At 64.8% G+C, this 14,640-nt stretch carries 11 protein-coding genes and 1 pseudogene; 3 read left to right on the forward strand and 9 right to left on the reverse strand.

Annotated elements, in window-relative coordinates:
• Positions 1–120 precede the first annotated feature (120 nt).
• From ccoS to ACQ4WN_RS12700, 8 genes and pseudogenes are all read right to left on the reverse strand, one after another.
• Positions 121–306, reverse strand: a complete 186-nt coding sequence (ccoS, locus tag ACQ4WN_RS12665) for a cbb3-type cytochrome oxidase assembly protein CcoS (protein WP_436551853.1) — start codon at positions 304–306, stop codon at positions 121–123.
• A 3-nt stretch (positions 307–309) separates the two neighbouring features.
• Positions 310–2,751: a heavy metal translocating P-type ATPase gene (locus ACQ4WN_RS12670; protein WP_436551854.1), complete on the reverse strand. Its 2,442-nt coding sequence runs from the start codon at positions 2,749–2,751 to the stop codon at positions 310–312.
• Positions 2,752–2,773: 22 nt separating this feature from the next.
• Positions 2,774–3,544, reverse strand: a complete 771-nt coding sequence (locus ACQ4WN_RS12675; RefSeq protein ID WP_436551855.1) for a sulfite exporter TauE/SafE family protein — start codon at positions 3,542–3,544, stop codon at positions 2,774–2,776.
• Positions 3,545–3,553: 9 nt separating this feature from the next.
• Complete coding sequence (gene hemN / locus ACQ4WN_RS12680; RefSeq protein ID WP_436551856.1) at positions 3,554–5,002, reverse strand: oxygen-independent coproporphyrinogen III oxidase; 1,449 nt, start codon at positions 5,000–5,002, stop codon at positions 3,554–3,556.
• Between the two features lie 25 nt (positions 5,003–5,027).
• A complete protein-coding gene (locus ACQ4WN_RS12685; RefSeq protein WP_436551857.1) occupies positions 5,028–6,689 on the reverse strand; it encodes a methyl-accepting chemotaxis protein in 1,662 nt (553 codons plus the stop codon).
• A gap of 195 nt (positions 6,690–6,884) precedes the next feature.
• On the reverse strand, positions 6,885–8,993 hold the full coding sequence (locus ACQ4WN_RS12690; protein ID WP_436551858.1) for an EAL domain-containing protein: 2,109 nt from the start codon (positions 8,991–8,993) through the stop codon (positions 6,885–6,887).
• Between the two features lie 93 nt (positions 8,994–9,086).
• Positions 9,087–9,281, reverse strand: a pseudogene (locus tag ACQ4WN_RS12695) (YiaA/YiaB family inner membrane protein); the annotation flags it as partial.
• A gap of 85 nt (positions 9,282–9,366) precedes the next feature.
• Positions 9,367–10,314 (reverse strand): DUF808 domain-containing protein, encoded by a 948-nt coding sequence (locus tag ACQ4WN_RS12700; protein ID WP_436551859.1) that lies wholly within the window; start codon positions 10,312–10,314, stop codon positions 9,367–9,369.
• Positions 10,315–10,507: 193 nt separating this feature from the next.
• On the opposite strand from ACQ4WN_RS12700, the gene ACQ4WN_RS12705 reads away from it, so the two are divergent.
• From ACQ4WN_RS12705 to ACQ4WN_RS12715, 3 genes are all read left to right on the forward strand, one after another.
• Positions 10,508–11,149: a LysE family transporter gene (locus ACQ4WN_RS12705; RefSeq protein ID WP_436551860.1), complete on the forward strand. Its 642-nt coding sequence runs from the start codon at positions 10,508–10,510 to the stop codon at positions 11,147–11,149.
• A 103-nt stretch (positions 11,150–11,252) separates the two neighbouring features.
• Positions 11,253–12,761, forward strand: coding sequence for a DUF6600 domain-containing protein (locus ACQ4WN_RS12710; RefSeq protein ID WP_436551861.1), 1,509 nt, complete (start codon positions 11,253–11,255; stop codon positions 12,759–12,761).
• Between the two features lie 320 nt (positions 12,762–13,081).
• Positions 13,082–13,378 (forward strand): DUF493 family protein, encoded by a 297-nt coding sequence (locus ACQ4WN_RS12715; RefSeq protein ID WP_070223235.1) that lies wholly within the window; start codon positions 13,082–13,084, stop codon positions 13,376–13,378.
• Here ACQ4WN_RS12715 and ACQ4WN_RS12720 read toward each other — a convergent pair.
• Entirely contained in the window at positions 13,371–14,570 is a 1,200-nt protein-coding gene (locus ACQ4WN_RS12720; RefSeq protein WP_436551862.1) for a multidrug effflux MFS transporter, read from the reverse strand. The genes ACQ4WN_RS12715 and ACQ4WN_RS12720 overlap by 8 nt on opposite strands.
• Between the last annotated feature and the right edge of the window lie 70 nt (positions 14,571–14,640).

Raw genomic sequence — 14,640 nt, forward strand, 5'->3', positions numbered from 1 at the left:
GCCGCCGGCCGTGGTGCGGCCCATCGACCATGAGCAGCCGTGGTTCCGCGCACGCGGCGGCAATACCGTGTTTTTACCGTGGTGGGGCCGGCGCTTCGATGCGCGGCCGGGGTCGCAAGGCTATTCGCGTTGAGTGGGCGCAGGGGCGGGGGCTTCGGGCGGCGGCGTATCGTCGTCCTGCAGCACGCGCAGGCCGGGTCCGACGAGGTCGTCGAACTGGCCGCTGTCCGAGGCCGTGAAATACACCCACAGGGCGATGAAGACGACCACGACGCTTAAGGGGATGAGGAGGTAGAGTGCTTCCATGGTTCAGGCTTTCCGCAGGCGCAGGGCGTTGGCGATGACGACCGCCGAGCTGGCAGCCATGCCGACGCCGGACAGCCAGGGGTTCAGGAAACCCAGCGCGGCGGCCGGGATGGCCGTCAGATTGTACAGGGTTGCCCAGCCCAGGTTTTCGCGGATGATGCGCATGCTGCGCGCGGCCGTTTTCGCCGTATCGAGCACGGAAACCAGTTGGCTCGACAGCAGCACCGTGTCCGCCTGCGCCTGCGCCAGCGCGGCGCCGGAACCCATGGCGAACGAGACGTCGGCACCGCTCAGCACGGCCGCGTCGTTGATGCCGTCGCCGACCATCGCCACGACGGCACCCGTCGCCTGCAACTGCTGCACGAAATCGAGCTTTTCATCGGGCAGGCATTCGCCGCACGCCGTGTCGATGCCCAGTTGCGCCGCCACGCTTTGCGTCAGCGCTTCCTGGTCGCCGCTCAGCAGCACGACTTGCTTGCCGCGCCGCTGGAAATACGCGACTACTTCGCGCGCTTCCGGGCGCAGCGCATCGCTGAGCAGGAAACGCGTGAGCCAGCGCCCCTGCGTGCCCAGGTACAGCGGCGTCATGCCCTGCACGCCGACGGCCGTGTCGCCCAGCGGCGGCCCGGCGATGGCGGCGACAAAGGCCGCATTGCCCAGGCGGTAGCGCACGCCATCGATCACGCCTTCGAGTCCCTGGCCCTGCACTTCCTGCAGGTTTTCCGCATGCGCGCGCGATTGCTGTCCTGGTAACCCTTCGGCGGCTGCCAGGATCGCCTGCGCCAGCGGATGGGCGCTGCCCGCTTCCAGCGCGGCGGCCAGTTGCAGGCAAGCGTCTTCCGTCATGCTGCCGAGTCCCTCGATTTGCTGCAGCACAGGCCGGCCCAGGGTCAATGTCCCCGTCTTGTCGAAGACGATATGGGTGGCGCGGTGCAGGGTTTCCAGCACATGCGGCTGGACGATGAGCACGCCGCGCCGCAGCAGGCTGTCGGTGGCGGCCGCCAGCGCCGTCGGCGTGGCCAGGGACAGCGCGCACGGGCACGACACGACCAGCACGGCGATGGCCACGGGCCAGGCCCGCGACGCATCGTGCCAGCTCCAGAAGGCGAACACGGCGACGGCAAACAGCAGCAGGCCCAGCACGAACCAGGCGGCCACTTTATCGGCCCACTGCGCGATCTGCGGCTTGCCGCTGCCAGCCCGCTCGATGAGTTTTAACAGGTCCGACAGGGTGCTTTCACGCGCCGGTTTCAGTACGCGCAATGTCAGGACGGCACTTGCGTTGATGGCCCCGCCCGGCACCTGTTCGCCCGTCTTGCGCCGCTGCGCCGCGCTTTCGCCCGTCAGCAGCGATAAATCGAGCGCGCTCGTGCCTTCGATGATGACGCTGTCGGCGGCGATCGCCTCGCCCGGTTTCACGAGGATGATGTCGCCCACATCCAGCGTGCCGGCCGGCACCAGGGTGGTGGCGCGGTTGTCGGGAAAGCCCGCCATCAGCGAGGCCGAGGCGGGTAAGGCATGCTGCAGCCGTTCCAGCGCCGAGGCTGCCTTGCGGCGCGCCTGCAGCTCGTAATAGCGGCTGCACAGCAAGAGGAAGATGAACATCGTGGCCGAGTCGTAATACACCTCGCCGCGGCCCGTAAAGGTCGCCACCACGCTGCCGAAGAAGGCCGCCAGGATGCCCAGCGCGACGGGCACGTCCATGCCCAGGGTGCGTGCGCGCAGGCTGGCCCAGGCGCCCTGGAAGAAGGGCATGGCCGAATAGCAGATGGCCGGCAAGGTCAGCAGCAGGCTGGCCCAGCGCATCAGGCTGGCCATACTGTCGTCCAGGGTGCCATCCTCGGCGGCCAGGTAGGCGGGCGCCACGTACATCATCACCTGCATCATCGACAGGCCCGCCACGAACAGCTGGCGGCCCAGGGTCTTGCTGGCTTTTTGCAGGCGCTCACCATGGCGCACGGCGTCATACGGATACGCCGTGTAGCCGACTTGCCGCACGGCTTGCAGGATGTCGCCCGGCTCGCACTGCGCGCGGCTCCAGCGCACGTACAGACGCTCGGTGGCGACGTTCAGGCTGGCCGCCTGCACGCCGGGCAGGCGCGTTAATTGACGTTCGATCAACCAGACGCAGGCGGCGCAGCGGATGCCTTCGACGGACAGTGTCGCTTCGCAGCTGCTGGCGTCGCGCGCGAATTGCGCATCGTCATTGCTGTACAGGCGCAGCTCAGGCGGCACCATGGTGGCATCGGCTGCGTTGACGGCGTATTCGTCGCGGTCGCGGTAGTAGGCGCTCTGGCCGATGTCGACGATGGTTTGCGCCACCGCTTCGCAGCCGGGACAGCACATGGCGCGCGGCAGCTCATCGATAGTGACGTACCAGTTCGAGCCACTTGGCACGGGCAAGCCGCAATGGAAGCAGGCGGACGGTTTTAAAACAGCATTCATAGGTTTGTTTTCATGCGTCTTTTCATGGATGGCCCGTGACGCACAGGGCGTCGAGCCAGCCCAGCGAGACGCCATTCGCGGCGCGCAGCAGGCCCAGCAGGCCGAAGCCGAGTACCAGCAAGCCGCTGGCAATGCGCACGGGACGGCGCTGCATCTGCGCGCGCAGGCGCGTGCCCAGCAAGCCCATACCAAACAGCATGGGCAGGGTGCCCAGGCCGAAGGCAGCCATGGCGGCCGCGCCGTCGATGGCCGAACCTTGCAGCATGGCCGTCAGCAGGGCGCTGTAGACCATGCCGCACGGCACCCAGCCCCACAGGCCACCCACGGCCAGCGCCTTGAATGGCGTATCCATCGGCATCAACGGTTTCAGCAGGGGGCGCACGCGGCGCCAGACGACATTGCCGGCCGCTTCCAGGTGGGCCAGGCCGCGCCAGGCATCCATCAGGTACAGGCCCAGGGCGACGAGCATCAGGTTGGCCAGCCAGTAGCCGGCCACTTGCAGTGACGCCATATGCAGCATGCCCGCGCCGGCCAGGCTGCCGGCCATGGCGCCGGCCAGCATGTAGCTGACGATGCGCCCGCCGTTATACGCCAGCACGCGCAGCATGTTCGATTGCAAGCTTGTCTGCAATGCGGGGCGTGCCACGGCGATGGAAATGACCGGGCGGACAGGAGCGGCCGGCGTGCCACCGCCCAGCGACAGTGCGCCGACGATGCCGCCGCACATGCCGATGCAGTGTACGCTGCCGGCCAGGCCGACCAGGAACATGGGCACGAGGCTGAGGGCGTTCATCGGGCGGTGTTACACCGTTTTCGAGTAGCGCAGCGGCTGCACCGCGTCCGGCGCCGCGTTCGCGCGGGCCTGCGTCAGGTAGCGGTCGAAGACCATGCAGATATTGCGGATCAGCAAGCGCCCTTTCGGCGTTACCGTCAGCCAGTCTTCCTCGATGACGAGCAAGCCATCTCTGGCCAGTTCGCGCAGCTTTTCCAGCTCGGCGGCAAAATAGCTGCGGAACTTCACGGGATGCGCCTGTTCGATGGTGGCGATCGACAATTCGAAATTGCACATCAGCATCTGGATGATGATACGGCGCAATAAATCATCCGTATCGAGCTTGATGCCCCGGGCGATCGGCAGCACGCCTTCGTCGAGCTTTTCGTAGTAAGCGTCCAGCGTTTTTTCATTCTGGCTGTAGACGGCGCCGACGGAGCTGATGGCCGACACGCCGCAGGCGATCAGGTCCGCTTCCGCGCGCGTCGAATAGCCCTGGAAGTTGCGGTGCAAGCGGCCCTGGCGTTGCGCCACGGCCAGGTCGTCCGTCGGCTTGGCGAAATGGTCCATGCCGATGTACACATAGCCGGCGGCCGTCAGGCGCGCGATGCACAGGCCCAGCATGGCCAGCTTGGTGGCGCTGTCGGGCATGTCGGCGTCGAGGATGCGGCGCTGCGGCTTGAACAGGTGCGGCATGTGCGCGTAGTGGTACAGGGCGATGCGGTCGGGGCTGGCGGAAATCACCTTGCGCAAGGTTTCCGTCATGGTCTCCAGGCTTTGCTTGGGCAAGCCGTAGATCAGGTCGATGCTGATCGAGCGGAAACCGGCGTCGCGCGCCGCCTGCATGATGGCCACCGTTTCCGCTTCCGGCTGGATGCGGTTGACGGCCTTCTGCACGTCGGCGTCGAAATCCTGCACGCCCAGGCTGATGCGGTTGAAGCCTTGCGCGCGCAGCGAAAACACGCGTTCGCGCGAGACGGTGCGGGGGTCGATCTCGATCGAATACTCGCCGTCTTCATCGGAAGCAAACTCGAAATGCTGGCGCAAATGCAGCATCAGTTCATCCATCTGCTTTTCGCTCAGGTAAGTGGGCGTGCCGCCGCCGAAATGCAGCTGTTCGATCTGGTTCATGCCGGCAAACAGCTTGCCCTGCATGGCGATTTCCTGTTTCAGATAGCTGAGATAGGTGGCGGCCTTGCTGCGGTCTTTCGTGATGATTTTGTTGCAGGCGCAGTAGTAACACAGGGTGTCGCAAAACGGCACGTGCACGTACAGCGACAGCGGACGGCGGCCGCCGCGCATGCGCAGCGCGGCCAGTGCTTCGAGAAAATTGCCGTAGCCGAAGTCGGTACTGAAACGGTCGGCGGTCGGATAGGACGTGTAGCGGGGGCCGGACTGGCTCATCTTGCCGATGATGACCGGGTCGAATTCGACGACGGCGTCCAGGTCGGCGGAAGCACTGCTGAGTAGTGTAGGCATGATGTGTGTAAGGTCTTGAAAGGTGTTAGGCGGCCAGGCGTTTCAGCGCGGCGGGTTTGCCGGTGTTCGCGGCGCCACTCTTGCCGCCGGGCATGGCGACGCGGCGCGGTGGCGGCATCTTGCCGAAATTGAACAGGCTCACGGCTTGCGACAGGCTGGCGGCTTCTTCCGCCAGGCGCGTGGCGGCGGCGGCGGCTTCTTCCACCAGGGCCGCGTTCTGCTGCGTCACCTGGTCCATGTGGGCGATGGCCTGGTTGACCTGGTCGACGCCGATGCTTTGTTCACGCGAGGCGATGGAAATTTCCTGCATGATGGCCGTCACCTGCTTGACGGAACTGACCACCTGTTCCATGGTGGCGCCGGCTCTGTTCACCTGCAGCATGCCGGCGCCCACCTTGCCGACGGAAATTTCAATCAGTTGCTTGATGTCCTTGGCCGCCACGGACGAGCGCTGCGCCAGGTTGCGCACTTCGCCCGCCACCACCGCGAAGCCGCGGCCCTGCTCGCCGGCGCGTGCCGCTTCCACGGCAGCGTTCAGGGCCAGGATATTCGTCTGGAAGGCGATGCCTTCGATCAGGCCGATGATGTCGACGATTTTCTTCGACGAAGTGTTGATGTCGTCCATGGTGGTGATCACTTCGGCCACGATCTCGCCGCCCTGCACGGCCACTTTTGAGGCGGCCACGGCCAGCTCGTTCGCCTGCACCGAGTTGTCCGCGTTCTGTTTCACCGTCGACGAGAATTCCTCGATGCTCGAGGCCGTCTCTTCCAGGCTGGCCGCCTGCGATTCCGTGCGGCCCGAGAGGTCCATATTGCCGACGGCGATTTGCTTGGTGGCCACGGCCATGGTTTCCACGTTGATGCGCACGTCGCGGATGGTGGCGATCAGGTTGCTGTTCATCTGTTGCAGCGCGCGCAGCAATTGCCCCACTTCATCCGTGCTGTCCGTTTCAAAGCTGCCCGACAAGTCGCCGGCGGCAATCGCCCGCGCGCCATTCAAGGCCTTGCCCAGCGGCTTGAGCACGGACGTGCGCAAGGTGTACCAGAGGAAAACGTTGATCAGGAAGCCGAACAGGGTGGCGCCGAAGATGGCGTAATTGGTGATCTTGCCGCCGCTGGCGAACAGGCTGATGACGCACACCAGTAACTGCAGGCAGTTGACGATGGACGTGGCGGCCCAGATGCGCAAGTTGAGCGACATGTGCGTCAGGTTGTGCAGCAGGTGCGCCAGGCCAGGGCGCACGATTTGTCCGTTCTTGATGACAATCTTGCCGCCTTCCTTGTTACGGATGGCCGCGTAGGCTTCCTCGGTCGCCTTGACCTGATCCTTGTCGGCCTTCACGCGCACCGACATGTAGCCGATGGTCTTGCCCGCTTCGCGGATGGGCGTGACGTTGGCGCGCACCCAGTAAAAGTCGCCGTTTTTGCAGCGGTTCTTGACCAGGCCCGTCCACGGCGTGCCAGCCTGGATCGATGCCCACAGGTCGGCAAACGCTTCGGCCGGCATGTCCGGGTGGCGCACGATATTTTGCGGGGAACCGATCAGCTCTGCCTCGCTGAAGCCGCTGACCTGGCTGAAGTACGGATTCACATACACGATATTGCCGTTCATATCCGTTTTCGACACGATGGCCTGATCGTCCAAGACGAGGACTTCACGGTTAGTCACTGGCAAATTTTGGCGCATGGTCGCGGCTTCCTGATCAGTTAAAGAGCTCATTGGTGAGTAAGACTTGCACGATTGCAAGAATGGAGATCAGTGTAAGGAGTCGCTTGCGCAAATTTATTGATGTAGATCAAAATCCTCCAGATTGGTCGTGCTCGCACGCATTTAGCGATAGCAATGCGGCATTGTTTTAAAGTTAATGGTTGCCGGCGGTGGCTAATCGACGCCTGCCGTCAGCGGCCGCGGGCTGCCCACGGCGTAGCCTTGTGCGTAGTCGATGCCCAGCTCGCGGATGATGGCCAGGGTTTCCGCGTTTTCCACGTATTCGGCCACCGTTTTCAAGCCCATCACGTGGCCTACTTCATTGATGGCCTTGACCATGGCGCGGTTGATGGCATTGGTGGCGATGCCGCGCACGAAGACGCCGTCGATTTTCAGGTAGTCGACGGGCAGCGCTTTCAGGTAGCCGAACGAGGAAAAGCCGCTGCCGAAGTCGTCGAGCGAGAAGCGGCAGCCCATGGCCTTGAGCTGGCGCATGAATACTTGCGCTTTTGGCAAATTGGCAATGACGGCCGTTTCCGTGATTTCAAAGCAGATTTGTTCGGGCGCAATCGCGTATTGCACGAATTGCCCGGTGATGTAGTCTTGCAGGCCCGTGTCGGCCAGCGACATGCCTGACAGGTTGACGGAATACAGGGCCGGTGTGCGGCGCCGGCTTTCCGCCAGCGCGGCCAAAGGCGGCAGGCTGTCGCGCACGCTCTGGATATGCTGGCAGACGGCGCGGATGACCCAGCGGTCGATGGACAGCATCATGTCGTAGCGTTCGGCGGCGGGAATGAAGGCGCCGGGCAGTATCAGGTCGCCCTGGCTGTTGCGGATGCGGATCAGCACTTCGTCATGTTGTTCCGGGCTGTCGCGCAGGTGCACGATGGGCATGGCGTACAGGCGGAAATAGTCGTGTGCGAACGCTTCGTTCAGGCGTGAAATCCACAGCATTTCACCGTGCCGCTGCGCCAGCATGACGTCGGACTCCTGGTACACGTGCAGGCGGTTGCGGCCCTGCTCCTTGGCCAGGTAGCAAGCCTGGTCGGCGGCGCTCAGCAGCTCGCTCATGGACTTGCTGTCCTGGTTGATTTCCGCGATGCCGATGCTCACGCCCAGTTCGAAGCTGTGTTCGTCCCAGGCGAACGGGAATTCGCGCACGGACTGACGCAGCTGTTCGCCGATCAGGCACGCATGCTCGAGCGGACAGTGGGGCAGCAGCACGCCCAGTTCGTCGCCACCGAGGCGCGCCAGGATGTCGCTGTCGCGCATCTGTCCCTGCAGCATCTTGGCCAGCAACTGCAGCAGCACGTCGCCGGCGCCATGGCCGCAGGTGTCGTTGATGATCTTGAACTGGTCCAGGTCGAGGTACAGCAGCGCATGCGCGTGGCCGCTTTCTTTGGCCGTATGCAGGGCGCCCGCCACCAGGTGTTCGAATTCGCGCCGGTTGATCAGGCCCGTCAGGGCGTCGTGCGTGGCTTGCCACGACAATTGCTGGCTCAGCTTGCGTTCGTGGCTGACGTCGCGAAACACGACGACGGCGCCGAGGATATCGCCGTCGCGCGACCAGATGGGCGCGGCGGATTCTTCGATGGCGATGCGCCGGCCTTCGCGCGTGATCAGTTGCGTGTGCGTGGATACGCCGATGGCCTGGCGCTGGCGCAGGCACTTGATGGCGACGTGCTCGAGCGGCTGGCTCAGGTGTTCATTGACCAGGCACAGCGTTTCCATGATGTCGAGCCCCTCGGCCAGCTGGCTGCTCCAGCCCGTGAGTTGCTCGGCCACGCGGTTCAGGTAGCGCGTCTTGCCCTGCGGATCGGTGGTGATGACGCCGTCGCCGATGGAGCTGAGCGTCACTTCGGCCAGTTCCTTGCGCTCGGCGATCATGAGTTCGCGCAATATGTGCTCGGTGACATCCCAGATGACGCCCAGGGTGCGCTCGGGATGACCGCCGCCATCCATGAAAACCTGCGCCTTGGCCGCCAGCCAGTGTTCGCTGCCGTCGGGCCAGATGACGCGGTATTGCAGGGCGTAGGCGCCGCGCCGCCGCACGCCGTCCTGCAGCACGCCGACCACCTTGTCGCGGTCATCGGCATGCACGCAGTCGAGGAAAGCGGGGAAGGAATGGGTCAGGGCGCGCTCCTCCAGGCCCAGCAGGGCTGCACCCCTGGCCGACCAGATGACCGTGCCGTCGATGACCCGGCCAGCGACGATGCGCGAATCCCATATCGCCATGTGCGCCGCCTCCAGCGCCATCTGTAAACGTTTCTGCTGGTCGCTCATCGTCCTCTCCCGCTATGGATATAGAGATAGACGCGCCGCTGGTGCTTAAGTTCCCGGCGCGTCGGCTGGCGTGGCGACCGACGCGCGCGCCACATCGCGCACGGACTTTTGCAGCGAGACGGCGGCGAACAGGCCATACATGAGGAGCGTAAAGTAATAGCCCTTCTCGTTGAGGGCCATCGTGGCGTTCCAGAGGCCGGACAAATAGGTAATGGCGCCGATCAGCAGGGCCGCCCAGGAGGCGCCGATGAAGGCGTTGCTGGGGCGTTGGATGGGGGAAGGCTGCATAGGGTCTCCATGGGCAGGCAGGCGCCGCCGGCATGGCCGGGGCGGCAGGCACGGATGCGCCTGCCGCCCCATCAGACCAGAAAGCTTATTTGTTTGATTTGACCATGCGCCACAAAGCCGATACGGCGGTGACGCCGGCCAGCACCAGGCCACCGGCGATGACGCCGGCCACCGCGTTGATCAGGCTGGGCGTGACGGCTGCCAGCACGGGGCCGATGCCGGCCACGCCACCGACGGCTTCTTCCGCGTGGTGCAACATGGCGCTGGCCCACGGCCAGCCGTGCGTCAAGATGCCGCCGCCCACCATGAACATGGCCAGCGTGCCCACCACGGAGAGAAATTTCATCAGTTTCGGCGCCGCCGACACGAGCATGCGGCCAAAACCGCGTACGCCATTCATCAGCGCGCCCGCGCCCTTGCGCGCCGCCAGATAAAAGCCCGCGTCATCGAGCTTGACGATGCCAGCCACCAGGCCATACACGCCCACCGTCATGATGATGGCGATGCCGACGACGACGGCCACCTGCTCGGCGAAGGTGGCGGCAGCCACCGTGCCGAGGGCGATGACGATGATTTCCGCCGACAAAATGAAGTCGGTGCGGATGGCGCCCTTGATCTTGTCCTTTTCCAGCGCCACCAGGTCCACCTGCGGGTCGCGCAGCGCCTGTGCCAGCTCGGCCTTGTGGCTGTCGTCCGGGTGCAGGTATTGATGGGCGATCTTTTCGAAACCCTCGAAGCACAGGTAGGCGCCACCCACCATCAAGAGCGGCGTGATGGCCCACGGCGCAAACGCGCTGATGGCCAGCGCGGCCGGCACGAGGATGGCCTTGTTCTTCAGAGAACCGACGGCGACGGCCCAGACGACAGGCAGTTCGCGCTCGGCGCGCACGCCGGCCACCTGCTGCGCGTTCAATGCCAGGTCGTCACCGAGCACGCCGGCCGTCTTCTTGGCGGCCACTTTGGTCATCAGGGAAACATCGTCGAGGATGCTGGCGATGTCGTCTAGCAGGGCCAGCAGGCTGGAGCCGGCCATCTCAGCGCGCTCCCGCAGTGGTGGCAGAAAATATTAGAGCGAGGAAAGTGTTGTTTTTCATGATGTTATTCTTGGTTGTACGGCAAGGGGTGACGTGGGTAAGTCATCCTTGCGATCTTACCTCAGGCAGGGCCGGCAGGGCCGCACGGGCCGGGTTAAAATTGCTCATCGTCACCATTTTTTTGGACACCGCATGCATTTCGCCACCTGGATCACTTTTGTCATTGCTGCCTCCATCATCGCCGTCTCGCCCGGCTCGGGCGCCGTGCTGTCGATGTCGCATGGCCTGTCCTACGGGGTGAAGAAGGCCAGCGCCACCATCCTGGGCCTGCAGCTGGGGCTGTTGGTGGTGCTGGGCATCGCCGGCGCCGGCGTGGGCTCTTTGCTGCTGGCCTCTGAAGTGGCGTTCAATATCGTCAAGACGGTGGGCGCTTTGTATTTGATCTATCTGGGCTTGTCGCAATGGCGCGCCAGGGTGGCGGTGACGGGCGACCTGCATGCCGACGCGGTGGTGCCGTCCATGGGCCGGCGCGTGCTGACAGGTTTTCTGACCAATGTGACGAATCCGAAAGGCATCATCTTCATGGTGGCGGTATTGCCGCAATTTATCAGCCCCACGGCGCCGCTGTTGCCGCAACTGCTGATCCTGGCCGTCACCATGTGCACGATCGATCAGATCGTCATGCACAGCTACGCCTTCCTGGCTTCGTCGATGCAGCGCTTTTTCCGCGATGCCAAGGCCGTGAAAAAGCAGAACCGCTTCTTTGGCGGCCTGTTGATGGCCGTTGGCGCCGCCTTGTTCTTCGTCAAGCGCGGCAGCCAGGCGGCATCCTGAGCCAGATCAATATGCAAACATTTGTAAGCCCGCTTGCGATGCCCGCCCGATGCGGATGTAATCGATAGCAATCATCATTGTACGTCCTGCCTGGAGCGCTGCCATGCGTCCGATCCTGTCTCTCCCCCTCTTGAACACTGTGTGCGCCATGCTGCTGTCGTCGGCGTGCACCTTCGCCCTGGCGCAGGACCTGCCGGCCCGCGTGGGCCGCATTTCCACCGTCGAAGGGCAGGTGCTGGTGCGCGCCGGCGATGGCGAGGCGCAAAACGCCCTGCTGAACTGGCCTGTCACGACGGATAACCGGCTCAGCACCATGCGCGCAGCGCTGGCGGAATTTCGCGTGGGCGCGGCTGCCGTGCGCCTCGACGGCGATTCCGAGCTGGAAGTAAGGGAGCTCGATGACGACCATTTCACCCTGCACCTCAGCTATGGCACAGTCAGCGTGCGCGTGCGCAATCCCAATGCGCTGCGCGGCTTCGAACTGACCACCGCCCAGGCGCGCGTGAATCTCACTCAACCGGGCTGGGTGCGCGTCGATGCGGGACGCCAGCCCGGCACCAGCGTCGTCAGCGTGCTCGAAGGGGCGGCCGACGTGGATGGCGCGACAGGCAGCGTGACCTTGCGTGCCGGCAAGCGGGCCGAGCTGACGGACGCGGAATTGCGCACGGGTGCCTTGCAGAGGATCGCCTTCGACAACTGGCCCGAAGCCTTGCCCGTCGCCACGCCGGCCTTGCGCTATGTCACGGACGATACCACCGGCTATGAAGAGCTGGACCGCTACGGCGCCTGGCAGGATGATGCGCAATACGGCCCCTTGTGGCTGCCCAGCACGGTGCCGGCTGGTTGGGCACCCTACAGCGACGGGCGCTGGACATGGATCGCGCCGTGGGGCTGGACCTGGGTCGATAATGCGCCGTGGGGCTATGCGCCCTCGCATTACGGCCGCTGGGTGCTGCTGGGCCACCGCTGGGGCTGGGCACCGGGACGCGAGCGCGGCCGCGTGCCGCGCCGCAACCGCACCACCATGCCGCCACCCGTCTTGCAAAGCTTGCCCTTGAGCACGGCGCCTGCGCCGGCGGGCAACTGGCAACGCCCTGCCGAGGTGCCGCGCGGCGACAACGGTTTCCGGCGCGACTGGGTCAACCGCCCGGGCCGCTTGCAGACGGACGATGGCCAGACGCATATGGCGCCGCGTCCCATGCAGCCGAACCGGCCGCCCGTGCCGGCCCAGCCGCAACAGCCGCCGATACCGGCCCAACCCGTGATGCCGGCGATGCCGGCCTTGCCACCCGTGCAAGACCAGGTGGGCCGTCCCGGTTGGCGTGGCGAGGAGCGGCCGCAGCCACGCCCGGACGGCAATCGCTGGGAGCGCGGAGAGCGTGGCTCCCGCCGCGAAATGCTGCAGACGGCGCCGCCGCCGTCCTTGCCTGCCCCGCCGCCCGTGGCCGCCCCGCGTCCAGCGCCGCCGCCTCCACCGGCACCCGCCGCCCGTCCACCTCAGGAAGCGCGTGGCGGCGAACGCAGCGGGCCGCCCCGTGATCGGAGCAATGACCGAGGCAATGAGCGCGGCGGTCCGGGCCGCAATGGCCGGATGCAGGAAGCGGAACGCTGACGGCTGTGCCGTCTGTCGCGCCGTATCGTCACTCAGGCTGAAAAAGCGGCAGTTCGTCACATGCAGGGGGTAAGGCCGGCGTATTTTGTCTACAGTACGACCACTGCTTCTCCACTGCGTGACAGCACCGATTTTTCCGGCTATTTTGTTCAAACGAAATAGTTTTCGCCAGCTTACCAAGCTGGCTTTTTTTTTCCGCCACGCCGGCACCATGGCAACGGGCGCATGCGCCCCCAAAGTTGGCTACAATACGCTTTTATGCAGTCGCCGCGCGATGTATGCTGCGCCGCCTGTTCTGACCGGCACTGATTGGATTTCCCATGCAAACCACCCCACCCACCGAAGTCACGATTCCTCCCAGCGAATCGCTGATCGAATACCCGAGCGATTTTCCCATCAAGATCATGGGTCCGACGCATGTCGACTTCGCGCCGACCATGCTGGAACTGGTCATCAGCCACGATCCGACCTTCCACGTGGGCCGCATGGAAGAGCGCCCATCGGGCAAGGGCAATTACACGGGCCTGACCGTGACCGTGCGCGCCATCAGCCGCGAGCAGCTCGACGCCCTGTACATGGCGCTGTCGGGCCACCCGATGGTCAAGATCGTCATGTAAGGCTGGCTGCCGCCACGCTGGCCCGGCTCTTCGTGAGCAGCCAGACGGCGGCAAAGGCGCCACTGGCCGCCGCCGTCACCCACAGCAGGGGCTTTTCGCTGCCGTCGGTGATGGCGGCGATGACGGCGCCGCAGGCGGCCGTGATGAGCATTTGCACGAAGAAGAACAGGCCCGAGGCGCTGCCCGCCTGGGCGCCATACGGCTGCAGCACGGCCAGCTGGCAAGCGGGAATGGCCATGCCCACCGACACCATCACCAGCAGCATGGGCGCCACCAGCGAGGCCACGTGCTGCGGCGCCAGGCTGCCTGCCAGCAACAAGCTGGCCGCACCCGCCACATTGATCAGCACCGCCACACCCAGCATATAATCGGCGCCCAGGCGCGGTCCCAGTGCGCGGAACAGGCTCGACCCCGCCACATAGCCGCTGACCGTCAGCGCGAACACCAGCGCATACGCGTGCGGTGACAGATGCATACCCCTTTGCAACAACACGGACGATTCCGCGATGAAGGGAAAATACGTGCAATATACACAAGCAATGGCCAGCGCATAGCGTAGAAAATACGCGTCGCCCAGCAGGCGGCGGTACAACGCCAGGGTATTGCCCTGTGGCACGGCGTCGGCGGGTTTCGTTTCCGGCACGTAGGCGGCGATCAGCCACAGCGACAGCGCTCCAAGCAGGCACAGCAGGCCAAACACGGCGCGCCAGCCGAATGCTGCATCGAGCACGCTGCCGGCCAGCGGCGCCACGATGGGCGACAGGCCCATCACCATCGAGATGCGTCCCAGCATGCGCGCCTGCGTGGCGGGGTCGAAGCGGTCGCGCACCATGACCCTGCCGATGATGGTGCCACTGCAGCCGCCGAACGCTTGTAGCACGCGCGCGGCGATCAGCACGTGCACATCGGAGGTCACGCTGCAGACGATGCTGGCAATCACATAAATGCCCGTGCCGGCCAGCAGCACGGGACGGCGCCCATAACGGTCGGCCAGCGGCCCGCAAGCCAGCATCGAGGCGGCCGAGCCGGCCATGAACAGGCTCAGGGTCAGTTGCAACTGGGCATCGCTGGCATGCAGGGCATCGGCCATGGCCGGCAGCGAAGGCAAATAGATGTCGATGCTGATGCGCGACAGGCAGACCAGCAGCAGCACGATGCCGCCCCAGGCCCATACAGCGAGTTGTTTCTGCATTGTTTTACTCGATCTCTGCAAGTGTGCGCCCCGCTGGCGCACCGGAACGGTGAGAGTAGAAGGTTTGTGG

The sequence above is a fragment of the Janthinobacterium pasteuri genome (assembly GCF_051380775.1).
In the GTDB taxonomy this organism is placed as follows: Bacteria; Pseudomonadota; Gammaproteobacteria; order Burkholderiales; family Burkholderiaceae_D; genus Janthinobacterium.

Bases quoted from the DNA above. Each gene is read 5' to 3' on its own strand.
- ccoS (WP_436551853.1), bottom strand. From the start codon at position 306: ATGGAAGCACTCTACCTCCTCATCCCCTTAAGCGTCGTGGTCGTCTTC.
- ACQ4WN_RS12675 (WP_436551855.1), bottom strand. From the start codon at position 3,544: ATGAACGCCCTCAGCCTCGTGCCCATGTTCCTGGTCGGCCTGGCCGGC.
- hemN (WP_436551856.1), bottom strand. From the start codon at position 5,002: ATGCCTACACTACTCAGCAGTGCTTCCGCCGACCTGGACGCCGTCGTC.
- ACQ4WN_RS12715 (WP_070223235.1), top strand. From the start codon at position 13,082: ATGCAAACCACCCCACCCACCGAAGTCACGATTCCTCCCAGCGAATCG.
- ACQ4WN_RS12690 (WP_436551858.1), bottom strand. From the start codon at position 8,993: ATGAGCGACCAGCAGAAACGTTTACAGATGGCGCTGGAGGCGGCGCAC.
- ACQ4WN_RS12670 (WP_436551854.1), bottom strand. From the start codon at position 2,751: ATGAATGCTGTTTTAAAACCGTCCGCCTGCTTCCATTGCGGCTTGCCC.
- ACQ4WN_RS12685 (WP_436551857.1), bottom strand. From the start codon at position 6,689: ATGCGCCAAAATTTGCCAGTGACTAACCGTGAAGTCCTCGTCTTGGAC.
- ACQ4WN_RS12710 (WP_436551861.1), top strand. From the start codon at position 11,253: ATGCGTCCGATCCTGTCTCTCCCCCTCTTGAACACTGTGTGCGCCATG.
- ACQ4WN_RS12720 (WP_436551862.1), bottom strand. From the start codon at position 14,570: ATGCAGAAACAACTCGCTGTATGGGCCTGGGGCGGCATCGTGCTGCTG.
- ACQ4WN_RS12700 (WP_436551859.1), bottom strand. From the start codon at position 10,314: ATGGCCGGCTCCAGCCTGCTGGCCCTGCTAGACGACATCGCCAGCATC.
- ACQ4WN_RS12705 (WP_436551860.1), top strand. From the start codon at position 10,508: ATGCATTTCGCCACCTGGATCACTTTTGTCATTGCTGCCTCCATCATC.